The 23,603-nt window shown below is 65.1% G+C and carries 20 protein-coding genes, 1 tRNA gene and 1 pseudogene; 13 read left to right on the top strand and 9 right to left on the bottom strand.

What is annotated here, in order from left to right:
* Window positions 1–12 precede the first annotated feature (12 nt).
* The 3 genes from rlmM to pdxB all read left to right on the top strand — a co-directional run bounded on the left by rlmM (window position 13) and on the right by pdxB (window position 2,617).
* Window positions 13–1,077 carry a 23S rRNA (cytidine(2498)-2'-O)-methyltransferase RlmM gene (gene rlmM / locus DFS21_RS17860; protein ID WP_110698775.1) on the top strand — a complete coding sequence of 355 codons (1,065 nt, stop codon included), beginning with the start codon at window positions 13–15 and terminating at the stop codon, window positions 1,075–1,077.
* Window positions 1,078–1,184: 107 nt separating this feature from the next.
* On the top strand, window positions 1,185–1,427 hold the full coding sequence (gene tusA, locus DFS21_RS17865; RefSeq protein ID WP_023632607.1) for a sulfurtransferase TusA: 243 nt from the start codon (window positions 1,185–1,187) through the stop codon (window positions 1,425–1,427).
* Window positions 1,428–1,474: 47 nt separating this feature from the next.
* Window positions 1,475–2,617 carry a 4-phosphoerythronate dehydrogenase PdxB gene (gene pdxB / locus DFS21_RS17870; RefSeq protein ID WP_110698773.1) on the top strand — a complete coding sequence of 381 codons (1,143 nt, stop codon included), beginning with the start codon at window positions 1,475–1,477 and terminating at the stop codon, window positions 2,615–2,617.
* 63 nt (window positions 2,618–2,680) lie between these two features.
* Here the strand turns inward: pdxB and DFS21_RS26760 are convergent, their stop codons facing one another.
* Window positions 2,681–2,851, bottom strand: a complete 171-nt coding sequence (locus DFS21_RS26760) for a PA1571 family protein (protein WP_178082036.1) — start codon at window positions 2,849–2,851, stop codon at window positions 2,681–2,683.
* Window positions 2,852–3,096: 245 nt separating this feature from the next.
* On the opposite strand from DFS21_RS26760, the gene DFS21_RS17875 reads away from it, so the two are divergent.
* The 4 genes and pseudogenes from DFS21_RS17875 (at window position 3,097) to mqo (ending at window position 8,550) form a co-directional block, all read left to right on the top strand.
* Window positions 3,097–4,860, top strand: coding sequence for an ABC transporter transmembrane domain-containing protein (locus DFS21_RS17875; RefSeq protein WP_111532752.1), 1,764 nt, complete (start codon window positions 3,097–3,099; stop codon window positions 4,858–4,860).
* Between the two features lie 769 nt (window positions 4,861–5,629).
* A pseudogene (locus DFS21_RS27320) lies at window positions 5,630–5,740 on the top strand (hypothetical protein); the annotation flags it as partial.
* A gap of 228 nt (window positions 5,741–5,968) precedes the next feature.
* Window positions 5,969–6,673, top strand: a complete 705-nt coding sequence (locus DFS21_RS27325; RefSeq protein WP_371918082.1) for a methyl-accepting chemotaxis protein — start codon at window positions 5,969–5,971, stop codon at window positions 6,671–6,673.
* A 311-nt stretch (window positions 6,674–6,984) separates the two neighbouring features.
* Complete coding sequence (gene mqo / locus DFS21_RS17885) at window positions 6,985–8,550, top strand: malate dehydrogenase (quinone) (RefSeq protein ID WP_110698769.1); 1,566 nt, start codon at window positions 6,985–6,987, stop codon at window positions 8,548–8,550.
* 97 nt (window positions 8,551–8,647) lie between these two features.
* Here the strand turns inward: mqo and DFS21_RS17890 are convergent.
* Both DFS21_RS17890 and DFS21_RS17895 read right to left on the bottom strand, forming a co-directional pair.
* A tRNA-Pro gene (locus DFS21_RS17890) sits at window positions 8,648–8,724 on the bottom strand.
* 82 nt (window positions 8,725–8,806) lie between these two features.
* A complete protein-coding gene (locus tag DFS21_RS17895; protein ID WP_023632528.1) occupies window positions 8,807–9,028 on the bottom strand; it encodes a YgdI/YgdR family lipoprotein in 222 nt (73 codons plus the stop codon).
* A 180-nt stretch (window positions 9,029–9,208) separates the two neighbouring features.
* Between DFS21_RS17895 and moaB the strand changes: the two genes are divergently transcribed.
* Both moaB and glp read left to right on the top strand, forming a co-directional pair.
* Window positions 9,209–9,748 carry a molybdenum cofactor biosynthesis protein B gene (gene moaB / locus DFS21_RS17900; RefSeq protein ID WP_110698767.1) on the top strand — a complete coding sequence of 180 codons (540 nt, stop codon included), beginning with the start codon at window positions 9,209–9,211 and terminating at the stop codon, window positions 9,746–9,748.
* A complete protein-coding gene (gene glp, locus DFS21_RS17905; RefSeq protein WP_110698765.1) occupies window positions 9,732–10,952 on the top strand; it encodes a gephyrin-like molybdotransferase Glp in 1,221 nt (406 codons plus the stop codon). Before moaB ends, glp begins: the two co-directional genes overlap by 17 nt.
* Here the strand turns inward: glp and DFS21_RS17910 are convergent.
* Together DFS21_RS17910 and DFS21_RS17915 are read right to left on the bottom strand one after the other, a co-directional pair.
* Entirely contained in the window at window positions 10,941–12,176 is a 1,236-nt protein-coding gene (locus DFS21_RS17910; protein WP_110698763.1) for a glycosyltransferase family 4 protein, read from the bottom strand. The two genes, glp and DFS21_RS17910, sit on opposite strands and share 12 nt — an antisense overlap.
* A 63-nt stretch (window positions 12,177–12,239) precedes the next feature.
* Window positions 12,240–13,697, bottom strand: a complete 1,458-nt coding sequence (locus DFS21_RS17915) for a mannose-1-phosphate guanylyltransferase/mannose-6-phosphate isomerase (RefSeq protein ID WP_111532753.1) — start codon at window positions 13,695–13,697, stop codon at window positions 12,240–12,242.
* A 273-nt stretch (window positions 13,698–13,970) separates the two neighbouring features.
* Between DFS21_RS17915 and yegS the strand changes: the two genes are divergently transcribed.
* A complete protein-coding gene (yegS, locus tag DFS21_RS17920; protein ID WP_111532754.1) occupies window positions 13,971–14,858 on the top strand; it encodes a lipid kinase YegS in 888 nt (295 codons plus the stop codon).
* Here yegS and DFS21_RS17925 read toward each other — a convergent pair.
* The 3 genes from DFS21_RS17925 to DFS21_RS17935 form a co-directional block, all read right to left on the bottom strand.
* Window positions 14,842–15,504: a response regulator transcription factor gene (locus DFS21_RS17925; protein ID WP_110698757.1), complete on the bottom strand. Its 663-nt coding sequence runs from the start codon at window positions 15,502–15,504 to the stop codon at window positions 14,842–14,844. The two genes, yegS and DFS21_RS17925, sit on opposite strands and share 17 nt — an antisense overlap.
* On the bottom strand, window positions 15,494–16,390 hold the full coding sequence (locus DFS21_RS17930; protein ID WP_110698755.1) for a sensor histidine kinase: 897 nt from the start codon (window positions 16,388–16,390) through the stop codon (window positions 15,494–15,496). Before DFS21_RS17930 ends, DFS21_RS17925 begins: the two co-directional genes overlap by 11 nt.
* Before the next feature lie 375 nt (window positions 16,391–16,765).
* Entirely contained in the window at window positions 16,766–17,278 is a 513-nt protein-coding gene (locus tag DFS21_RS17935) for a histidine kinase (RefSeq protein ID WP_110699157.1), read from the bottom strand.
* Between the two features lie 339 nt (window positions 17,279–17,617).
* Here DFS21_RS17935 and DFS21_RS17940 point away from each other — a divergent pair, with 339 nt between their 5' ends.
* Both DFS21_RS17940 and DFS21_RS17945 read left to right on the top strand, forming a co-directional pair.
* Window positions 17,618–18,553, top strand: a complete 936-nt coding sequence (locus DFS21_RS17940; protein WP_110698753.1) for a chemotaxis protein CheV — start codon at window positions 17,618–17,620, stop codon at window positions 18,551–18,553.
* A gap of 55 nt (window positions 18,554–18,608) precedes the next feature.
* Window positions 18,609–19,412, top strand: coding sequence for an MOSC domain-containing protein (locus DFS21_RS17945; RefSeq protein ID WP_110698751.1), 804 nt, complete (start codon window positions 18,609–18,611; stop codon window positions 19,410–19,412).
* 75 nt (window positions 19,413–19,487) lie between these two features.
* Here the strand turns inward: DFS21_RS17945 and DFS21_RS17950 are convergent, their stop codons facing one another.
* Window positions 19,488–21,416: a transglycosylase SLT domain-containing protein gene (locus DFS21_RS17950; RefSeq protein WP_110698749.1), complete on the bottom strand. Its 1,929-nt coding sequence runs from the start codon at window positions 21,414–21,416 to the stop codon at window positions 19,488–19,490.
* A 206-nt stretch (window positions 21,417–21,622) separates the two neighbouring features.
* On the opposite strand from DFS21_RS17950, the gene DFS21_RS17955 reads away from it, so the two are divergent.
* Window positions 21,623–23,554: an ATP-binding cassette domain-containing protein gene (locus DFS21_RS17955; protein WP_110698747.1), complete on the top strand. Its 1,932-nt coding sequence runs from the start codon at window positions 21,623–21,625 to the stop codon at window positions 23,552–23,554.
* Window positions 23,555–23,603: the final 49 nt, after the last annotated feature.

The following is a 23,603-nucleotide window of genomic DNA, read 5'->3' on the forward strand; positions in this document are numbered from 1 at the left end:
GTGGAGTGAGAAATGAATACCCTGTTCATGCATTGCCGGCCCGGCTTCGAGGGCGAGGTCTGCGCCGAAATCAGCGAACACGCCACCCATCTGGGCGTGCCCGGCTATGCCAAGGGCAAGCCGCAGAGTGCCTGCGCCGAGTTCGTCTGCACCGAGCCCGGTGGCATCGAACGCATGATGCAGGCGCTGCGCTTCTCGCAGCTGATCTTCCCGCGCCAGTGGGCCCGCGGTATGTACGTCGAGTTGCCAGAGACCGACCGTATCAGCGTGCTGCTCGAGCACCTGGCCGGGCTGCCAGTGTTCGGCAGCCTGTGGCTGGAGGTGCTCGACAGCAACGAGGGCAAGGAGCTGTCGACCTTCTGCCGCAAGTTCGAAGTGCCGCTGCGCAAGGCCCTGGAGAAGGCCGGCCGCCTGGTCGATGACGCCCGCTGTCCGCGCCTGCTGCTGACCTTCATCAGCGGCCGCCGGGTGTTCCTCGGCCTGGCCGAGGCCGACAACTCGGCGCTGTGGCCGATGGGCATCCCACGCCTGAAGTTCCCCCGCGAGGCCCCGAGCCGATCGACCCTCAAGCTGGAGGAAGCCTGGCACCAGTTCATCCCGCGCGAGCAATGGGACGCGCGCCTGAACGATGACATGACGGGTGTCGACCTGGGCGCCTCGCCCGGAGGCTGGACCTACCAGCTGGTCAAGCGTGGCATGCTGGTGACCGCCATCGACAACGGGCCGATGGCCGAAAGCCTCATGGATACCGGCCTGGTCACCCATCTGATGGCCGACGGTTTCACCTGGCAGCCGAAGCAGACGGTGGACTGGATGGTCTGCGATATCGTCGAGAAGCCGGCGCGTACCGCTTCGCTGATCGAGACTTGGCTGGGCGAGGGCTTGTGCCGCGAGGCGGTGGTCAACCTGAAGCTGCCGATGAAGCAACGCCATGCCGAGGTTCGCAAGCTGCTGGACCGCATTGAGGCTGGGTTCAAGGCACGCAAGGTGAAGGTGTCGATCGCCTGCAAGCAGCTGTATCACGACCGTGAGGAAGTCACCTGTCATCTGCGCCGGCTGGACCTGAAGCCGCGCTGAGGCCATCGCGGGGCGAGCCCGTTCCCATGGTACCCGGCCCTTGTGGGAGTGGGCTTGGCGCCCCTCGGCCGATACGCCACAATGACGAGCATTTTGCGGAGCCTTTCATGACCGATTTCACCCACGACGCGATCCTCGATGCCACCGGCCTGAACTGCCCGGAGCCGGTGATGATGCTGCACAAGCATGTGCGCGAGCTGGTATCCGGCGGTGTGCTCAAGGTCATCGCCACCGACCCGTCGACCCGGCGCGACATCCCCAAGTTCTGCATCTTCCTCGGCCACGAGCTGCTCGGCCAGGAAGAAGACGCCGGAACCTACCTGTACTGGATCCGCAAGAAGGCCGACTGAACCCGCCGCGATCGCGCTACACTGCGCTCCCCTGACAGGAGAGCGCCATGCTGATAGTTGCCGACGAGAATATCCCGCTGCTCGATGCCTTCTTTGCCGGTTTCGGTGAAATCCGCCGTTATCCCGGCCGGGCCATCGACGCCGCCTGCGTCAAGGACGCCGACGTACTGCTGGTACGCTCGGTGACTCGCGTCGATCGGCAACTGCTCGAGGGCAGTCGGGTACGCTTTGTTGGCACCTGCACCATCGGCACCGATCACCTCGACCTCGAACACTTCGCCCAAGCCGGTATCCACTGGAGCAGCGCGCCGGGCTGCAATGCCCGTGGCGTGGTGGACTACGTGCTGGGCAGCCTGCTGACCCTGGCCGAACTCGAGGGTGCCGACCTGGGCAAGCGCGTCTATGGCGTGGTCGGCGCGGGTGAGGTTGGCGGGCGGCTGGTGCGTGTGCTGCGCGGCCTCGGTTGGAAGGTGCTGGTGTGCGACCCGGTGCGCCAGGCCAGCGAGGCCGGCGATTTTGTCGATCTCGACAGCGTCCTTGAGCAATGTGATGTGATCAGCCTGCACACGCCGCTGCAGCGTGGCGGCGAGCACCCGACCTGGCACCTGCTCGATCAGCCGCGCCTGGCCCGCTTGCGCGCAGGTGCCTGGCTGATCAACGCCAGCCGTGGGCCTGTGGTGGACAACGCTGCCCTGCGTGAACTGCTGCTGGATCGCGAGGATCTGCACGCGGTGCTTGATGTGTGGGAGGGAGAGCCGCAGGTGGACCTGCAACTGGCCGACCTGTGCACCCTGGCCACGCCGCATATCGCCGGCTACAGCCTGGATGGCAAACAGCGTGGCACGGCGCAGATCTACCAGGCGTTCTGCCGCTGGCGCGCAGTGCCCGAGCAGATTCACCTGGCCGACCTGCTGCCGGCACCAGGCCTTGCGCAGATCGAGTTTGACGCGAGCGCGGATCCGGCGTGGGCATTGGCCACCCTGTGCCGGGCGGTCTACGACCCGCGTCGTGACGATGCCGATTTCCGTCGCAGCCTGAGCGAAGATCCGGCCGAACAGCGTGCGGCATTTGATCTGCTGCGCAAGCACTACCCGGTACGGCGTGAGATCGAGGGATTGCCGGTGCGCGTCCGTGGGGAAATGCCCCAGTTGGCGCAGGTGGTCAGTGCATTGGGGGCGGTGCTGGCCTGAGGGTGCGCAAAGGCAGGACAATAAAAACCCGGCGCGAGCGCCGGGTTGCACGCAATTCGGGGATCAGGCCTTGCCGATCTTCTTGACCCGGCTCTCTTCCAGGTCCTTGCAGGCCTTCTGGATCATCTGCTCGGTGATGGGCACCTCGCGGCCCTGGGCATCGATGATCGAGCCGCAGACCTGAGGTTGCGGACGGTTCTGGTTCTTGGGCGTATCGGTGTGCTGCAAGCTCATGTCCTGTCTCCTCTTTCAGGTTCAAGCGCAAGGTATCGCTTTGCCGTGACTGGTCTGTGACAGCTTTCGGCTTCATGCTGGATCAGTCCACCAGAATGCGCGACAAAGCTCCAGTCACGCGTTAGAACGAATGGGCATAGCCACTGTCGCTCCGTCCGAGCATGGGACGGCCTCGCATTCCCGAGCGTTGCACAGCGCTGACGAGTGGTAGTCTGCTATCAATCCCCTGTGGAACGACCTTTGCCATGCCCGATCCGATCTCTCCCCGCCAACGCCGTGCCCTGCACCTGGGCTGGCAGTTCGTGCGACCCTATCGGCGCCAGGCGTTGCTGGCCTTGCTGGCGCTGGTGGTCACTGCCGCCATCACCCTGTCCATGGGGCAGGGGATCCGCCTGCTGGTCGATCAGGGCTTCATGACCGGCTCGGCGCACCAGCTCAACCAGACCATTGGCCTGTTCCTGCTGCTGGTGCTGGCCCTGGCGGTGGGGACGTTCGCCCGCTTCTACCTGGTGTCGTGGATCGGCGAGCGCTGCGTGGCCGATATCCGCCGGGCGGTGTTCGACCACCTGGTCGGCCTGCACCCGGGTTTTTTCGAGGACAACCGCAGTTCGGAGATCCAGTCGCGGCTGACCGCCGACACCACCTTGCTGCAGTCGGTGATCGGCTCGTCGCTGTCGATGTTCCTGCGCAATGCGCTGATGGTGGTCGGCGGGGTGATCCTGCTGTTCGTCACCAACCCCAAGCTGACCAGCATCGTGGTGCTGGCCCTGCCCCTGGTGCTGGCGCCGATCCTGCTGTTTGGCCGGCGCGTGCGCAGCCTGTCGCGGCAGAGCCAGGACCGGGTGGCCGATGTGGGCAGCTATGTCGCCGAGACCCTTGGCCAGATCAAGACGGTGCAGGCCTACAACCACCAGGCGCGTGACCAGGCACTGTTCGGCGACACCGTGGAGGCGGCGTTCGATGTGGCGCGCCGTCGCATCGCCCAGCGCGCCTGGCTGATCACCCTGGTGATCGTGCTGGTGCTTGGCGCAGTGGGGGTGATGCTCTGGGTCGGCGGCATGGATGTGATCGCCGGACGTATCTCCGGCGGCGAGCTCGCCGCGTTCGTGTTCTACAGCCTGATCGTCGGCAGCGCCTTTGGCACCCTGAGCGAGGTGATTGGCGAATTGCAACGGGCCGCCGGTACCGCCGAGCGTATCGCCGAGCTGCTGGCGGCGCAGACGGCGATCCTGGCGCCGTCACAGCCGGCGGGATTGGCGCACGGGCGCGCCAGTGGCGACATCGAACTGCGCGAGGTGCGCTTCGCCTACCCGTCACGGCCCGCGGTGGCGGCCGTCGACGGCCTGAGCCTGCATATCCGTCCCGGCGAGACCGTGGCGCTGGTCGGGCCGTCGGGGGCCGGCAAATCGACCTTGTTCGACCTGCTGCTGCGGTTCTACGATCCGCAAGGTGGCGCGATTCTACTCGATGGCCAGCCGATAACCGGTCTGGCGCCTGCCGACCTGCGCCGCCAGTTTGCCCTTGTGGCCCAGCAACCGGCGCTGTTTCGCGGCACGGTCGAGGCCAACATCCGTTATGGCCGGCCCGAGGCCAGCCTGGCCGAGGTCGAGGCGGCGGCGCGCGGTGCCCATGCCCATGAGTTCATCATCCAGCTGCCTCAGGGCTACCAGACACCCTTGGGCGAAGGGGGCGTGGGCTTGTCCGGTGGCCAGCGTCAGCGCCTGGCGATTGCCCGGGCGCTGTTGGTGGATGCGCCGATCCTGCTGCTGGACGAAGCCACCAGCGCGTTGGACGCGCAAAGCGAGTATCTGATCCAGCAGGCATTGCCAGAACTGATGGCCGGGCGCACCACGCTGGTCATCGCCCACCGCCTGGCGACGGTGCAGCATGCCGACCGTATCGCGGTGATCGACAAAGGCCGACTGGCGGCAGTCGGGCCCCATCGACAATTGATCGAGCAAAGCCCACTCTACGCACGCTTGGCAGCGCTGCAATTCAACTCGGCCTGAGCGTCTTTGTTGTCGCTGTTTTGTAACAATTCTGTAGCAATTGCCTGAGACTATCTGCCTCGGCTGTTGCGCAGGTGCTTGCCCTGGCTGCCATCGCCCGATGGCAGCGTTGATGGGGCAGTGAACGAGGACAAGGACGCCTCTGTCGGCGGTGCCGGCGTGCGCCGTTTCCCTCTTCCTTGTTCCGAGATCCGCAATCTTGCGTAAATCCCTCAGAGTGCAAATTCTCTCCCTGCTCGGTGGCAGCCTGGTGGCGATCCTGTTGATCGCCCTGGTGTGTTTCCAGTTCCTGTCCTCCAGTGTGCGCGGCTACGCCGAGCTGGTGGACGGACCGTTGCGTGCCTCGCAACTGATCGACGAAGCCAACCTGCAGTTCAAGATCCAGGTGCAGGAGTGGAAGAACGTGCTGCTGCGTGGTCGCCAGCCGGCGGAGCTGGATAAGTACTGGCAGCAGTTCCAGGCCCGCGAGCAGCAGGTGCAGCAATTGCTGGGGCAATTGATCGACAGCAGCGACCCGGCGCTCAAGGCGCGCCTGGAGCAGCTCAAGGCCAGCCACCGACAGCTGGGGGCGGCCTACGAGCAAGGGCGCCAGGCATTCCTGGCTGCCAGTGGCGACCCGGTGGCCGGCGACCTGGCGGTCAAGGGCGTGGACCGCGCCACCAGCGACCAGATGAGTGCACTGGTGGAGCAACTGCGCCTCGATGCCCACGGGCGTGCCGACGCCATCAGCGCCAGCGCCGAGCGCACGGTGTGGTTGGGCGTGCTGGTGATGCTGGGCTCGGCCGTGCTGGTCGGGCTGTTCAGCCTGTGGTTGGTCAACCGCAGCCTGGTCGAGCCGATCCGCCAGTTGATCGACTACGTCGCCCAGCTCAGCCAGGGGCGTTTCGCCACCCGGGTCGACAGCCGTCGCGAGGATGAACTCGGGCGCCTGGCGCTGGCCGCCAACACCCTGCGTGATTTTCTTGCCGACACCGTCGGCCGGCTCAAGGACAACGCCGAAGAGCTGGAGAGCGCCAGCGGCCAGCTCAGCCGTATCGCCGGCGACATGGCCCACGGCACCCATGATCAATTCCTGCGTACCGACCAGGTCGCCACGGCCATGCACGAGATGTCCGCCACCGCCCAGGAAGTGGCCCGCCATGCCGCCGATGCCGCCCGCGCGGCGGACGAGGCCGACCACAGCGCCCAGGCGGGCGAGCAGGTCATGCAGCGCACCATCGACACTATTGCCGTGGTCAACCGCGAGATCGCCGGCACCGCAGCGGTGATTCGCCACCTGGAAAACGACAGCACGCGCATCGGCAAGGTACTTGAAGTGATTCGCGGCATCGCCGAGCAGACCAACCTGCTGGCGCTCAACGCCGCCATCGAAGCCGCCCGTGCCGGCGAGGCGGGGCGCGGTTTCGCGGTGGTGGCCGACGAAGTGCGCAGCCTGGCCCAGCGCACCGCGGCATCGATCGCCGAGATCCACCAGATCATCGAGGCGGTGCAGTCGGGCGCGGTGGAGGCGGTCAAGGCCATCGAGAGTGGCCAGCAGCGCAGCGAGGAGGGCGCCGAACAGGTGCAGCAGGCCGGGCAGATGCTGCAGCGCATCACCACGGCGGTGGAGGCGATCCGCGACATGAACCGCCAGATCGCCACTGCTGCCGAGGAGCAGACCAGTGTCGCCGAGGACATCTCGCGCAACCTGGTCGAGATCACCCGCATCGCCACCGCCAACCAGCAGGCGGTGCAGCACACCGAGCAGGCCGGACAGCGCCTGCACGGACTGTCGGGTCAGTTGGGCGAAGTGACTTCCCGATTGACCGCTTGAATCGCCATCACGGTGCGCCGATGCGACGTGCACCGCGATGCTTTTGAGGGTGGGGAAATCCGCCATTCTCGCATGTCGCATCAGTTACCTGTGGCGGATTGTCGCCATCCATTGGATGGCCGAGGGCGCTGTGGGCGGCATCAGTCGTGGCCCCGCCCAGGCTGGCACACTCCCTGCTTCACGGCGCCCCGGGCCAAGGCCCGAGGCGATCGTGCCCCGATTTCGCGAAACTCCTGCCAACCACAACAACAACCGGGCGTGCACACCGGGGGCAACGACTGCCAATCCTTCACTTCAATTGGATTGAGCTAATGAAAAAAATCCTGCTGACGCTCCTGTGCCTGAGTGTCATCGGCTGCTCCAAGCCCGCGGAGCCACAAAAGTCCGTCGATGTGCTGCTGATCGGCGGCGGCATCATGAGCGCAAGCCTCGGGACCTACCTCACCGAACTGGAACCGAACTGGAAAGTCGACGTCTACGAGCGCATGGACCAGGTCGCCGAAGAGAGTTCCAACGCCTGGAACAACGCCGGCACCGGCCACTCGGCGTTCTGCGAGCTGAACTACACCAGTGTTGGCAAGGACGGCAGCATTGACATCAGCAAGGCGGTCAGCGTCAACGAACAGTTCGAGGTGTCCAAGCAGTTCTGGGCCTACCAGGTCGAGCAGGGCGTACTGAGTAACCCGCGATCGTTCATCAACAACGTGGCGCACATGAGCTTTGTCTGGGGTGACGAGAACGTCGCCTTCCTGCACAAGCGCGTCGAGGCTTTGCAGCACAGTTCGCTGTTCCGCGGCATGGAGATCACTGAGGATCACGAGCAGATTCGCCAGTGGGTGCCGCTGGTGATGGAGGGGCGCGACCCCGGGCAGAAGGTGGCCGCGACCCGCATGGCCATCGGTACCGACGTGAACTTCGGCGAGATCACCCGCCAGCTGTTTGCTGCCATGACCCGCAACCCGAACGTGCAACTGCACCTGGGCCATGAAGTGCGCGACATCGTGCGCAACGACGACGGCAGCTGGAATGTGGTGGTGGCCGACCTGGCCAAAGGTGGCAAGGAGTCTGCGGTCAAGGCCAAGTTCGTCTTCATCGGCGCCGGTGGCGGCGCGCTAAAGTTGCTGCAGAAGTCCGGCATCCCGGAAGCCGAGGGCTATGCCGGCTTCCCGGTCGGTGGCCAGTTCCTGATGACCGACAACGCCGACCTGGTCGCTCGCCACAAGGCCAAGCTGTACGGCAAGGCCTCGGTCGGCGCGCCGCCGATGTCGGTGCCGCACCTGGACACCCGGGTGATCGATGGCAAGGAGGTGCTGCTGTTCGGTCCGTTCGCGACCTTCTCCACCAAGTACCTCAAGCACGGCTCGTTGCTGGACATGTTCAGTTCGCTGACCACCCACAATATCCGCCCGATGATGCAGGCCGGCATCGACAACATCGACCTGAGCACCTACCTGATGGGCCAGTTGATGCTCAGCTTCGACGACCGCATGGCGGCCCTGCGCGAGTACTTCCCCAACGCCAAGAACGAAGACTGGCAGCTGCTCCAGGCCGGTCAGCGCGTGCAGGTGATCAAGAAGGACCCCGTGCACGGTGGCGTATTGCAGTTCGGCACCGAAGTGGTGGCCGCCGAGGATGGCAGCATCGCCGCGCTGCTGGGTGCCTCGCCCGGTGCCTCGACTGCCGCGCCGATCATGCTGAGCGTGCTGGAGAAGACCTTCAAGGATCGGATCAAGAGCGCCGAGTGGCAGGCCAAGCTCAAGGAAATCGTGCCGACCTACGGCCAGAAGCTGAACAATGATCTTGAGTTGACCAACAAGACCCGCGAATGGAGCAGTGCGCGTTTGCAGCTGCTGCATGTGCCCGTGTTGCCGGAGTAATCGCACAAGCGTGGGGGCGGGCTGGCCTGCTCCCACCAGTGACTGGCTTTTTCGCGGGCAACAAAAAACCCGCGCAAGGCGGGTTTTTTGCAGGATTTGGTCGGAGAGACAGGATTCGAACCTGCGGCCTTCTCGTCCCGAACGAGACGCGCTACCTGGCTGCGCTACACTCCGATGTCCGAAATGCTACTGCATCGATTTTTTCAACGCAACCCCTTGTTGCAAAAAGGAGTTGCGCCAAAAACGCAGGGCTGGATCACAGCTCCTTGACGGTACGGATCTGGTCTTTGTTGATGCGCGTGCGCTTGCCGTCGAGCTGTTCGAATTCGTAGAAGCCGGAGTCGTCGTCATACGAAGGGGTGTCCACCGCCTGGATCTCGCGGCCGTCGTTCAGGGTGATGACGGTTGGCGAGGCGCAGCCGGCGAGGGCGCCCAGGCCCAGGGCAAGCAGGAAGGCGGGAAGGGTCCGTTGGATCATCGTGTTTCTCCAGTGCGATGGTGCTAGATGTCATTAAGACGCAGGGCGTCCACGCAAGTTCCTTGCACAGTGCAGCATAGCGCCATCGTGCTGGCATTGACCAAGAACAACGTCGCGGTCTGGGCGCCGTGGCCTGTGATATAACAGCGCACATTCCCTGTTCCCCTGCGACGGACTCCCATGAAAGCCAAGGCAGATACCCCTTTTGTAGCGCTGAACATCGCCGTGCTGACGGTCAGCGATACCCGTACCTTCGACACCGATACCTCCGGCCAGCTGTTCGTCGATCGCCTCGGCGCCGCTGGCCACCGCCTGGCCGAGCGCGTGCTGCTCAAGGATGACCTGTACAAGATCCGCGCCCAGGTCGCGACCTGGATCGCCGATGACCAGGTGCAGGTAGTGCTGATCACCGGTGGCACCGGCTTTACCGGGCGCGACAGCACCCCGGAGGCCGTGGCGTGCCTGCTGGACAAGCAGGTCGAGGGCTTTGGCGAGCTGTTCCGGCAGATCTCGGTGGCCGACATCGGCACCTCCACCGTGCAGTCCCGCGCCCTGGCAGGCCTTGCCAACGGCACTCTGGTCTGCTGCCTGCCGGGGTCGACCAATGCCGTGCGTACTGGTTGGGACGGCATCCTCGCCGAGCAGCTGGATGCCCGTCACCGGCCGTGCAACTTCGTGCCGCACCTGAAGCAGGCAACGGCCTGTGACAGTCGTGGTTGAGGTGGCCCGGCCGTTGATGCCGGTGGAAGAGGCCTTGGAGCGCCTGCTGGCGCTGGCCGAGAAGTCGCCCATCGCCGAGACCGAACACGTCGCGCTGGCCGAAGCCGAAGGGCGCGTCCTGGCCCATGAACTGGTGGCCGGGCTCGACCTGCCGCCGTGGCCCAACAGCGCCATGGACGGCTATGCACTGTGCCTGGCCGACTGGCAGGGCGAGCCGCTACGGGTGACCCAGCGCATTTTCGCCGGCCATGCGCCACAGCCCCTGGAGCCTGGCACCTGCGCACGGATCTTCACCGGCGCGCCGCTGCCCGAAGGCGCCGATTGCGTCGAGATGCAGGAAAACACCGAAGTGCTCGTGGATGGCCGGGTACGGTTCCTCGAACCCCTGGCACTGTCACAGAACGTTCGCCCCAAAGGCCAGGAAACCCGTGTCGGCGAACAGGTGATGAGCGCCGGCACGCGGCTGGGGCCGATCCAGCTCGGGCTGGCCGCGACCCTGGGTTTCGGCACCCTGCAAGTGCGGCGCCGGCCACGGGTGGCGGTGCTGTCGACTGGTGACGAGCTGGTCGAGCCGGGCCTGCCGCTGGGGCCCGGGCAGATCTACAACAGCAACCGGCGCCTGCTGGTCAGTTGGCTGCAACGCCTGGGCTGCGAGGTGGTGGACGCCGGGATCCTACCCGACGACCTCGAACGCACCCGCCAGTGCCTGGCCGGGCTGGGCGATGTCGACCTGATCCTGTCCACCGGTGGTGTTTCGGTGGGCGAGGCCGATTTTCTTGGCTTGGCCCTGCGCGAAGCGGGGGAGCTGGCGCTGTGGAAGCTGGCGATCAAGCCGGGCAAGCCGCTGACCTTCGGCCATTACCAAGGTGTGCCGGTGATCGGCCTGCCGGGCAACCCGGCCTCGACATTGGTCACTTTTGGCCTGCTGGCGCGGCCCTACCTGCTGCGCCGGTTGGGTGTACACAGTGTCGCACCGCTGCGTTTCAGCGTGCCGGCGGGTTTCGATTGGCCCAAGGCCGGGACGCGGCGCGAATTCCTGCGCGCGCGCATCGAGGATGGCCGGGTGCGCATCTACAAGAACCAGAGCTCCGGTGTGCTGCGCAGCGCTGCCTGGGCCGATGGGGTGGTGGAGGTGCTTGAAGGCAGCACGCCACGGCAGGGCGACCCCGTGGCATTCATCCCGTTCAGCGAGCTACTTGGCTAGCACGCCGCCGGGGGCGCCTGCGCCTGCCGGTGCCAGCTGGGTCAGGCGCATGTGCACGTTTTCCAGTTGCTGGGCGGCAACGCTCCAGTCATGGCGCTGGCGGGCGAATTGGCGCCCGGCCTCGCTGAGCTGGCACATGCGCCACGGCTGGTTGAGCAGTTGCGTAACCAACAGCGCCAGCTGGCCGCTGTCGTCGCTGCCCAGGTAGTGTTCGCCGTTGTTCATGGCCAGGCCCGAGGCGCCCTTGCTGGTGGTGATGACCGGTAGCCCGGCGGCCATGGCCTCGAGGATCTTCACCTTGGAGCCACCGGCATGGCGCAGTGGCGCAAAGAACAGCGCCGAGCGGCGCTGTAGCTCGCGCAGGTCGGGGCGATAACCTACCCACTCGATGCGTGGGTCGTTCCAATGCAGCTTCCAGCTGGCCGGCAACGCGTGCCCGGCAATGGCCAGGCGCACCGCCGGATTGCTCATCCATACCTGCGGCAGGATCTCCTCCAGCGCCCATTCGATGGCCTCCAGGTTGGCGCCGTACTCGAAGTTGCCGACAAAAAGCAGGCGTTGGCTATGTGGGGTAGGGCGCACGTCCTGGTAGTGGTCGCAGTCCACGCCATTGACCACCACATTCACCGGGCGGCCGCTGATCTGGCCGATCAGTTCGGCATCCTGGGCGCTGACCGCCACCACCTCGGTGGGCTGGCGCAGCACCCGTTGTTCCCAGCGCCGATAGCGCCAGCGGTCGAAGGCGTTCAGCGGGCGCAACCACAAGGGCAGGCGGTCATGGCAGGCGGCGCCCATTACCGACTCCAGGTAATGCTCGCTGAGCATGTAGGGCAAGCCCCGGGCCTGCAGGGCCCTCTCGAATGGCTGGAAGCTGTAGCTGTGCTCGATCTGGATCACATCCCAAGGTTCGTCCAGCAATTGCTCGAAGCGGTGCCGCAGGCAAGGCGCCAGGCCATTGATGATGGCCCGCATGGGATAGTCGATGATGGGTGAGGCGAGCAGGTTGAGCGGGCTGTTCAGTGCTCGCCTGGGCAGTACGATCAGGCGCTCCACCAGGGGCTCCAGGGCTTCGCGCGTGGTGTCGCTCAAGGGGACTTTCGACTGCACCAGCAAGGTAATCCGGTGGCCATGCTGCGCCAGGGCGCGCAGCAGGTGGTATTGCCGGGTCTTGCAGCCGCTGGTGGTGGGCCAGGGCAGGTAGGGCAGGGTCCAGAGTATGCGCATGAGCCCGAATCCTCGCGGTTGGCCGGGTATCGGCCCTGGATGACAAAACGCGCCCTCTGGCAGTCAGGCAGGTGCTGCTGCCGCCGGGGCGCGTCCATAGATATCAGTAAAGCGTACGATGTCGTCTTCGCCCAGGTATTCGCCGCTCTGCACCTCGATCATCACCAGGTCGATGACCCCGGGGTTGGTCAGGCGGTGGCTGCGCCCGGGCTTGATGAAGGTGGACTCGTTGGTGTCGAGCAGGAACTCCTCCTGGCCATTGGTCACGCAGGCCATGCCGCTGACCACGATCCAGTGCTCGCTGCGATGATGGTGCATCTGCAGCGACAGTGATTCGCCGGGGCGGACCATGATGCGCTTGATCTTGAACCGCGGTCCTTCCTCGAGCACCGTGTACAGGCCCCAGGGGCGGGTCACGGTGCGGTGCAGGCGGTAGGCGTCATGGCCCTGGCGCTTGAGCTGCTGGGCGATCACCTTGACTTCCTGGCTGCGCGCGGCATCGGCGATCAGCAGGGCGTCGGGGGTGTCGATGACGATCAGGTTGTCCAGGCCGACCGCGCCGACCAGGCGCCGTGGCGAGTCGATGTAGCAGTTGCTCACGTCATGCAGCACGGTTTCGCCGTTGCAGTGGTTGCCCTGGCCGTCGGCCGGGCGCAGCTCACGTACCGCTTCCCAGCAGCCGATGTCGCTCCAGCCGATGTCGCATGGCACCACGGCCACCTGGGCGGACGGTTCCATGAGGGCATAGTCGATGGAGATATCCGGCACCAGGGCGAAGCGTTCAGGGTCGAGCTCCACCTGCAGGCCACCCGTGCCTTCCTTGACCTGGCTCTGTTCCAGGCAGTCGGCCACGCTGCGCAGGACCTCAGGGGCATGGGCCTGCAGCTCCTGTAGCACCGTGCCGACGCGCAGGCAGAACATGCCGGCGTTCCACAGGTGCCGACCACCGTCGAGGTAGCCCTGGGCGGTGTCGGCGTCGGGCTTTTCGACGAAGCGGGCGACCTGGTAGCCGCCGTCAGTGATCGGCTGGCCCTGCTCGATATAGCCGAAACCCGTTTCGGCACGGGTCGGTTGCAGGCCGAAGGTGGTCAGCCAACCTTGTCCGGCCAGTGCCAGGGCCTGCCCGACGGCCGCCTCGAAAGCGCCCTGGTCTTGAATCAAATGGTCGGCGGGCAGCACCAGCAGCAGGCTGTCTTCGCCGTGCAGGCGGGCGCAGTGCAGTGCAGCGGCGGTAATGGCAGGGGCGGTGTTGCGACCCAGGGGTTCGAGAATGAAATCGAGGGCCACGCGTGCTGCACCGACCTGGCGATATTCGTCTTGGGTGCGGAACACCACTTCGCGGTTGGTCACCGTGAGCACCCGCTCGACCCCAGGCAGGCTGCTGGCGCGGCTGAAGGTCTTCTGCAGCAGGCTCATGCCGTCGGGCAGGCGCATGAAGGGCTTGGGCATCGCTTCACGCGAGACCGGCCACAATCGGGTGCCGGCGCCGCCAGCGATGATGCAGGGGATCAGAACGCTCATAGTCACAACCTCGAATCGGTGCGCTGTGGGCAGCGCAATGCAAGGGAATCAAGACCTGTCAGGCGTCTGGCGGCGCAAAGTCAATAAAATGACTTTTGTGAGCGGCATCTTCCATGAAGGCCAAATATTTGTCGAATGATGCGCCTGTCACGAGCGGCTTTCAATGGCAATTGCATGAAACGGCGGTTTTTGGGCGAGGCATGCAGCAATCCGTGCGCGTTCATGGTCGAGATTGCAGTAGGGCATTTCTGTGCACTTTTTCGGGAGGGCGACATGAGCGAGCGCAAGGCATTGCTGATCCTGCATGGCAAGCAGGCCACCAACGAAGACGTGCGGGCCGCGGTGGGCCAGCTGCGTGAGCGTGGTTGGGAGTTGGACGTGCGCCTGACCTGGGAGGGCGGTGATGCCCAGCGCCTGGTCGAGGAGGCACTGGCGGCGGGCTATGCTCACGTGGTGGCCGGCGGCGGTGATGGCACGTTGCGCGACGTGGCCGAGGCCATGGGCCTGGCGGCTACCCAGGCCAGCCTGGCGCTGCTGCCGCTAGGTACAGCCAACGACTTCGCCAAGGCGGCCGGTGTGCCGCTTGAGCCGCAAGCGGCTCTCGACCTGCTGGAGGTACCGGCACGGCCAATCGATCTGGGCCGGGTGGGTGACCAGCTGTTCCTGAACATGGCTACCGGCGGATTCGGCACCCAGGTCACCGCCAATACCTCTGAAGACCTGAAGAAAGTGCTGGGCGGCGCAGCCTACCTGTTCACCGGGCTGTCGCGCTTCAGTGAGCTGCAGGCGGCCTCGGTCGAGCTGCAGGGTCCGGGGTTCGAGTGGCAGGGCGAGTTGCTGGCGCTGGGCATCGGCAATGGTCGCCAGGCCGGCGGCGGGCACGTGCTATGCCCTGAGGCGAGCGTGGACGATGGCCTGCTGGACGTCGGCATCCTGCCGGCGCCCCAGGAGATGGCCGGGGCCTTGCGCGATCTGTTGGCCGGTGAGGGGCTGTTCGTGCGCGCCCGCTTGCCGTGGGTGGAGATCAAGAGCGCCCAGGGGCTGGACATGAATCTCGACGGCGAGCCCCTCCAGGCGGCCAGCCTGCGGTTCGAGGCCGTGCCCAAGGCGCTGCGCGTGCACCTGCCGGCGGATTCGCCGTTGCTCAGTCGTCCAGGCTGATGATCCTCTCGCGCACGGCGAACAGCACCAGGCCCGCCACATCGTAGATCTGCAGGCGCTTCATGATCTGCGAGCGGTGGGTTTCCACGGTCTTGATCGACAGGCCCAGGCCGCCGGCGATCTCCCGGGTGGATTTGCCACGCACGATCAGGCGCAGGATCTCCAACTGGCGGGCGGTCAGGTTGTGGTGGCCTTCGTTGTTCGATTGACGGCCGCTCTGGGCGCGCAACAGCGCCTGGTTGATCACGGTGTGGGCGATGGCCGGGCTGAGGTAGCGTTCGTCGTTGCGCAGGGCGGTCAGTGCCTGCTCCAGTTCGGTGGCCGTGGTGTCCTTGAGCAGGTAGCCATGGGCGCCGCTCTCCAGGGCGCGCATGATCAGCTCCGGGTCGGTGTGCATCGACAGGATCAGCACCTTGCAGGAGCAGCCGCTTGCGCGCAGTTGCGTGAGGGCGTCCAGGCCGCTGGTCGAGCGCATGGAAATATCCAGCAGGACGATGTCCGGCGCGAGGCGCCGGACCTGCTCCAGCAGTTGGCTGCCATCGTCGGCTTCGCCAATCACGGTATAGCCGGGAATATCCGTCACCAGTGCCCTGACGCCAGCGCGAATCAGGGAGTGGTCGTCCACCAGCAATAATCTACAGGTCATCGGGAGCGGGAGTCCTGGCACGTTCTTGGTTGCGGGGTGGCCATGGGAAGAGGGCGTCGATCCGGGTGCCCTGGCCGGGCTGGCTGGTGATGCTCAGGCTGCCCTGCAGCGCTGTCACACGTTCCTGCATGCCAGCCATGCCGCGCAGGCCGCTTTCTGCTGGTGCCTGCGCCGGCACGAAGCCGCCGCCGTCATCCTGGATCGACAGCGCCAGGCCGGCCGAGGTGCGCTGCAGGCGGACCACCAGGTTGCGTGCGTGCGCGTGGCGGAGCATGTTGGTGACCGCCTCCTGGGTGATGCGAAAGGCCGCCATGGTCACCTCCTCGCTGATGCCGCCCAGGCGTTGGTTGCATTCAAGACTCCAGTGCACCTCGGTGTTTTCCAGGGTGCGCAGCAAATGCGCGCGCAGGCTCGCCTCCAGGCCCAGGCTGGCCAGTTGTCGAGGATTGAGAATGGTGGAAACGTCGCGCACGTTGCTCAGCGTATGGTCCAGGGTGCTGCGCAAGGTGGCGCAGTGCTCCTGCAGGTCCGCCGGCACTCGGCGTTGCAGCCAGTCGACCTGCAGCTTGGCGGCGGTCAGCAGTTGGCCGATATCGTCATGCAGTTCACGGCTCAGGCGCTGACGCTCGCTCTCTTGCACCTTGAGCATGCGCGTGGCCAGTTCCGCCGGGCGCAGGTTGATCGAGCGCGCCCAATGGCGCAGGTGCCAGCCGACGCCGATCATCGCCAGCAACTGGAGCAACAGCAGGCTGGCCGACAATGGCAGGGTGCGCAGGTACACCACCAGGTTTGCCGCCAGCGATGCAATGCACAGCAGCGTGGTCGTCCAGCGGAGCAGGGCAACTCTGGAGCGGCAACGCTGGAGGAACTTCAAGCGTGGGAGCATAGATAGGGAAGCCACTGAGTTATTGCAGTTGAGGGCATTGCACATGCCTGGCCAGGGGTGCTGGTGCCGTGCATTCAATCAAGCACCGGCCACGTATCCAATCACCCGATAGTCTGGGTGCGCATGTTCGAACGTGCGCATGTTATCACTTTGATTGAATTTGGTCGCGGGGGGATAACTGCTTGAAACCTCGGATTTTCCGGGCTGTGGCGGGTCTGGCGGGCAAGGCGCTGGCTAGCACAGTGCCATTATTAAAAGATGTTTCCAGTGCGCCTCGATCAACTAAAAAACCAGCGGGCAAAAACATTTGGAAAAACTTGCCAAACTTTTCAAGTTAAACCCTGAGTGAGTTTAGTTGCCACGCATTTAGTCGGGTTAATGTTGGCGGTCGGCTGCACTGAGGCTTTGCTCCGCAAGTGCATCCTGGGCGTGGGGGTGGTCGCAGAACGTGCCGGCTTCCTGGCAATCGGCGCACAGTTGCGCTGTCGGTTGGCCCAGGGTGGTGGCGAGCTCGGCCAGCAGGCGTCGTTGCTCCTCGGTGTCCATGTCCAGGCGGCCGGTCTGCGGGTCGAGCAGCTCCAGTTGCCAGTCCAGCAGGGTCAGGCAGGCCCCAAGCGCGGGCAGGCTGGTACCGTGCAGGTGTTGCTGGGCGCACGCGGGCGCGAGCAGTCGTTGCAGGGCCAGGGCATGGTGGGCCACTTCGAGCAGGTCGAGCGCGACTGCCCGCCGGGCGAGAGTGTCGAGTGCGGCATTGAGGCTGTGGCAGGCATCCGGATCGTTGGTGATCAGCTCCAGGTGCTGCAGGCATTCCTGGGACCTGGCCAACAGGACCTGCGCATCCTGCAAAAAGGCCGCCACGGCGGCGTTGTGCAGTGAAGTGCTATCCATCATGGCGCCCCGTCTTCAGGGATTGGCCGTACCAAGATGATCGCTCGCAAAAGCCTGACTCCGTTCATGCAGTGAGAATGGCGTCACATTAATGGCTAATGGATATTGCGAACATCAGGTTGCACCCGATTGCTACTAGGGGTTTCCCTGATGCGGTTTCAGGCAGGGTCGTTCGTTGCGAGCGACGGACGTGGCGGGATGTGGCAGCAGTAAAGCATGATGGTAAAGTGATATCAATCACCCCGCATGGCTTTTTCCATCAGGGGTCAAGCTGTGACCGTGTCCGCCGATACAGGGGGATGCATTCACTTTTTCCCGACTCACGCCTGGGGGCTTCCAATGGCTGGCATTCTCGACACGGTAGACCAACGCACGCAACTGGTGGGTGAGAACCGCCTGGAAATCCTCATGTTCCGGCTGGCCGGCCGGCAGTTGTTCGCGATCAACGTGTTCAAGGTCCAGGAGGTGCTGCAGTTGCCCAAGCTGACCCTGATGCCGCAGCGCCATTCGTTTGTCTGTGGCGTGGTCAACCTGCGCGGCCAGACACTGCCGGTCATCGACCTGTCCCAGGCAATCGGCATGCGTCCGCTGCAGCCGGGGCCAAACAGCACCATCATCGTCACCGAGTACAACCGTTCGGTGCAGGCGTTCCTGGTGGGGGGCGTGGATCGTATCGTCAACATGAACTGGGAAGCCATCATGCCGCCGCCGGCCAGCGCTGGCCGCCAGCACTACCTCACGGCGATCACCAAGGTCGACGAGCAACTGGTGGAGGTCATTGACGTGGAGAAGGTGCTGGCCGAGATCGTGCCCTACAACGCCAAGGTCTCCCGCGACAAGCTCGAAGACCCGGTGCTGGCCCGCGCCCGTGGCCGCGAGGTGCTGCTGGTGGACGACTCCACCGTGGCCTTGGCGCAACTGCGCGATACCCTCTCGCAACTGGGGGTTAAGCTGCACGTGGCCAGCGACGGCCTCAAGGCCCTGCGCCTGCTCAAGGGTTGGGCGGACGCAGGGGAGAATGTCTGCGAGAAGTTGCTGATGGTCTTCACCGATGCCGAGATGCCCGAGATGGATGGTTACCGGTTGACCACCGAAATTCGCAACGACCCGCGCTTGCGTGGCCTGTACGTGGTACTGCATACCTCGCTGTCGGGCAGCTTCAACGAATCCATGGTCAAGAAGGTCGGTTGCGACAACTTCCTGTCCAAGTTCCAGCCCGATCGCCTGGTGGATGTGGTGCGTCAACGCCTGAGCCTGGACGACGCCGCGGTGTAACGGCTGTACCGATCCGGTATAAGCTTGGCCTTTCGACTGGCGCAAGGTGGCAGGGATGTTTCTCAGTGCGTTGTATAGGTACCCGGTGAAATCGGCGCAGGCCCAGCGCCTGCAGGCGTCGGTTGTCGGCCATCTGGGCCTGGACGGGGACCGGCGCTGGCTGGTGGTGGAGCAGGAGAACGGCCGCTTCCTGACCCAGCGCGCCTGGCCCCTGCTGGGGCAGGTTGGCGCCAGTTACGGCGAGCAGGGCCAACTGCTGCTCCAGACGCCGGGGCAGGCACCCTTGGAGGTGCCGGTACCGCCTGCCGACGAGGCCTTGCGCGGTATCACCATCTGGCGCGACACCTTGCGCGTGCCCGATGCCGGCGATGCCGCCGCGACCTGGCTCAGCGAGCTGCTGGGCAAGGCGGTAAGGCTGGTGTACTGCCCCGAGCAGCGGGCCCGCTACCTGCCCAGCGGCTACGGCCTCAACAGTGACCGGGCGGCCTTTCCCGATGGTTTCCCCCTGCTGTTGATCGGCCAGGCCTCGCTGGATGAGTTGAGCCGTCGGGTGGGGCGCCCCATGGAGATGCTGCGGTTTCGCCCGAACCTGGTGGTCGAGGGGGCCGAGGCCTTTGCCGAGGACCGCTGGAAGCGCATCCGTATTGGCGACATGACCTACCGCGTGCTCAAGCCCAGCGTGCGCTGCATCCTCACCACCCTCGATCCCGTCACGGGCGAACGCAGCCCGGACCGTGAGCCCTTGACCACGCTCAAGACGTTCCGCGAGAAGGAAGGCGATGTGCTGTTTGGCCAGAACCTGGCGGTGGATGGCGAGGGAGAGCTTAAGGTGGGGATGGCCGTTGAGGTCCTCGAATAGCGCCATCGCGGGGCAAGTCGCATCGGCGCACCGCCGCTCCCACGTTAGCGTGGGCGCGGGCTTATGGCATTCCGATCACATATCGTCGAAATACCGCTCATGCCAATCCACCAGCGGCTGCGGTGAATTGAGCTTCTGCCCGTAGATGACCGAATACGACAGCACGTTCTGCACGTACTGGCGCGTCTCGTCGAACGGAATCGATTCGACCCACACATCGAAACTCAGGTGCTTGGCGCCCTTGAGCCACTGGCGTACACGCCCGGGGCCGGCGTTGTAAGCGGCCGAGGCCAGTACGCGGTTGCCGTTGAACTGACTGTGCACCTGGCTCAGGTAGGCAGCGCCGAGCTGGATGTTCTTGTCCGGGTTGAAGACCTGGGCCGGCGAAGCCAGCGGGATGCTGAACTTGCGCGCGGTTTCCTTGGCGGTGCCCGGCATCAGCTGCATCAAGCCGCTGGCGCCGACGCTGGAGCGGGCGTCTTCCATGAAGGCGCTTTCCTGGCGGGTGATGGCGAATACCCAGCTCGAATGCAGGCCGCGAACCTTGGCTTCGCGCACCAGGGTGTCGCGGTGTGCCATCGGGAAGCGGATGTCCAGGTCGTCCCAGTACTGGGCCTGGCTGATGGTGCGGATAGCCGGGAAGTACCAGCGCATGTCGTAGGCCAGGCGGGCCTGGGCAACCATTTCGTCACGGTTGAAGTGGCGGCTGACGTGGTACCACTCGCGGCGCCCCTCGACGATCTGGCCACGGGCGTGGAACTCCAGTGCGCGACGGATGCCGGGGGTGTTGCGGACCTTGTTGGTCACCGCCTGGCTCAGCGCCAGCGGCTTGTTGTTCAGCTGATAGGGCGTCTGCGCCCGGTCGGCGGCGAGGAAGCCATAGAAGTCGCGTTCGCGGGCGACGGTCTTGTACAGCAGCGGGACCTGCGGGTTGTTCGGCTGGGCCAGCTCCAGGCTGCGTGCCTGCCAGTACTTCCAGCGGTTGCTGCTGGCCAGGTCCTGGGGCAGGCGCTTGGTCAGTTCGTAGGCTTCTTCCCAGCGGGCCAGGCGCAGCAGCAGGCGCAGGCGCCATTCGCTGACAGTGTTGTCGCGCAGCTCCGGGTCGTAGCGGGTCATCAGGTCGAGTGCGCGCGGGTCGTAGCGGCGGGCCAGTGTCAGGCCGATCTCGCGGGCGATGGCGACCTTCTCGTCACGGGAGAAGTGCATGCGCTGGGCATAGTCGTCGAGCAGCGCCATGGCCTGTTCCGGATTTTGCCGGGCCAGGCGGCGAAGACCCAGGCTGACCACGTCGGACATGGCCTCGTTGACCGGTGTGAAGCGCGAAGGCTGGTTGAGCAGCTCGGGCTTCTGCGCCACGTCGATCAGCAGCTTGCCCTGGGGGGCGAGGGTGGTGAGGGTTTTCACCAGATTGTTCGCAAGCCCATAGTTGCGCGCCTGTGCCGCCAGTTTGGCGCGCTGCCAGCGCTTGGCCTCGGTCAGCTGGCCTTCGGCGGCCCACATGGCGAACAGGGTGTCGCAGGCCGTGGGCTGGGACTTGCCGACGTTCCACAGCTTCTCGGCGCTGGCGAAGCCTTCGGCGCGCTGGCCGTGGGAGAGCTGGTACTGGCCGTTGAGGCAATCCAGTTCGGTGAAGTTCAGCTTGGGGTCGTAATAGCGGGTGAAGGTATTCCATTCACCGCGTTCGGCCAGCCAGCGCAACCAGCGCAGTTTCATCCAGTTGGCCTGGGGCAGGTCGCCATGGGCCTTGAGGAAACCCTCGATCTCCTCGTTGCTGGCGCTCTTGAGGCGGGCGGTCAGCTCGTCGTAGGTGAGGTAGGGCGTGAGCGGGTAATCGCGCAGCGCCTGCGCGTAGCGCAGGTAGGGGCCCTTGTCGCCCTTGGCCAGGGCGCGCTTGGCCTCGTCGTAGTATTGACGTTGCTGGGTGAGGTCGGCGGCCTGTGCGACGCTCGCGGCGAGGGTGGTCAGCAACAGGCAGGAAGCAATTTGTAACAGGCGGCTGCGCATGATACGTCCGGGCAGTGGAACCATGGAAAGTGACGGCGGAGCCAGCACTGTTGGGTATTACTGCTTAGCTTAGCCGTTTGCCGGTGGCCGGCGAAAGCACTGTGCTTGTATCGAGTTGTTATCCGACGCCCTGTCGCGACAACGGGCTTTTGATGCCCTGAAGGGGTAAGTCAGGTAGAATGCGCGCCCGGTTTTTGGAGATGATCATGACCCTGCTCAAATTCAGCGATGTGTCCCTCGCGTTCGGCGCCATGCCGCTGTTGGACAAAGTGTCCTGGCAGATCGCCCGTGGCGAGCGGGTGTGCATCATCGGCCGCAACGGCACGGGCAAGTCGAGCATGCTACGCCTGGTGAAGGGCGAGCAGAAGGGCGATGACGGCGATATCTGGCGCGCCCCAGGCCTGAAGATTGGCGAGCTGCCGCAGGAGCTGCCGGTGGCCGACGAGCGTAGCGTATTCGACGTGGTGGCCGCCGGCCTTGACGGCGTCGGCGAGCTGCTGGCGCAGTTCCATCACCTGAGCCAGAACATCCACGGCGACGAGGATCTGGAAAAGCTCATGCACGTCCAGCACGAGCTCGAGGCCCGTGACGGCTGGCGCTTGCAGCAGGTGGTCGAAAGCACCCTGAGCCGCCTGCAGTTGCCGGCCGACAAGACCCTGGCCGAGCTTTCCGGCGGCTGGCGCCGACGCGTGCTGCTGGCCCAGGCACTGGTGTCCGAGCCTGACCTGCTGCTGCTCGACGAACCGACCAACCACCTGGACATCGGCGCCATCGCCTGGCTTGAAGAGGCGCTCAAAGGCTTCGGCGGCGCGGTGCTGTTCATCACCCACGACCGTTCCTTCCTGCAGAACCTGGCCACGCGCATCCTCGAGCTGGATCGTGGCGGGCTGATCGACTGGAACGGCGACTACGCCAGCTTCCTGGTGCACAAGGAGGCCGAGCTGGCCGCCGAGGCCACTGCCAACGCGCTGTTCGACAAGCGCCTGGCCCAGGAGGAAGTGTGGATCCGCCAGGGCATCAAGGCCCGACGTACCCGCAACGAAGGCCGCGTGCGCGCACTCAAGGCGCTGCGCGTGGAGCGCGGCGAGCGCCGCGAACGCCAGGGCAAGGCCAATATCCAGATCGAAGTGGCCGACAAGTCCGGCAAGCAGGTGATGGTGCTGGAGAACGTAAGCTTCGCCCACCAGAATGGACCGAAGCTGGTCAAGGACTTCTCCATGGTGCTGCAGCGCCAGGACCGTATTGGCCTGCTGGGTGCCAACGGCACCGGTAAGACGACCCTGCTCAAGCTGATGCTGGGCGACCTGGAGCCCACCAGTGGCAAGGTCGAGCGTGGCACCAAGCTGGAGGTGGCCTATTTCGACCAGATGCGCCATCAGCTGGACCTGGAAAAGACCGTCATCGACAACCTGGCCGAAGGCCGCGATTTCATCGAGATCGATGGCCAGAACCGCCATGTGCTCAGCTACCTCGGCGACTTCCTGTTCAGCCCGCAACGTGCGCGCACGCCGGTCAAGGCGCTGTCCGGGGGCGAGCGTGCGCGCCTGCTGCTGGCCAAGCTGTTCAGCAAGCCGGCCAACCTGCTGGTGCTGGACGAACCGACCAACGACCTCGACGTCGAGACCCTCGAGCTGCTCGAAGAGGTGCTGTCGAACTACAAAGGTACGGTGCTGATGGTCAGCCACGACCGGGCCTTCCTCGACAACGTGGTGACCAGCACCCTGGTGTTCGAAGGTGAAGGGCGCGTGCGCGAGTACGTCGGCGGCTACGAGGACTGGATCCGTCAGGGTGGTTCGCCGAAGCTGCTGGGCGTGACCGAGAGCAAGGGTGGCAAGTCCGAGCTCAACAGCGCCGTGGTGCAGGCGCCGGTGGAGGAGGTGGCTCCTGTTGCTGCCGCTGCGCCTGCAGCCGATGCCAGCAAGAAGAAGCTCAGCTACAAGCTGCAGCGTGAGCTGGAGATGCTGCCGGGGCAGATCGATGCGCTGGAGCAGCGGATGGCCGAGGCACAGGAAGAAGTGAGTGCGGCGGGCTTCTATCAGCGGCCGATTGCCGAGACTGCGGCGGTGCTGGCCAAGATCGAGAAGCTGCAGGGCGAGCTGGACGTGCTGGTGGAGCGCTGGGCCGAGCTGGAAGGCTGAAGCCATCGCGGGGCAAGCCCGCTCCCACGCAGCCCTGTTTGACGGGCTT

Origin of the sequence: Pseudomonas sp. 2848 (assembly GCF_003253945.1) — a bacterium.
Classification (GTDB): Bacteria; Pseudomonadota; Gammaproteobacteria; order Pseudomonadales; family Pseudomonadaceae; genus Aquipseudomonas.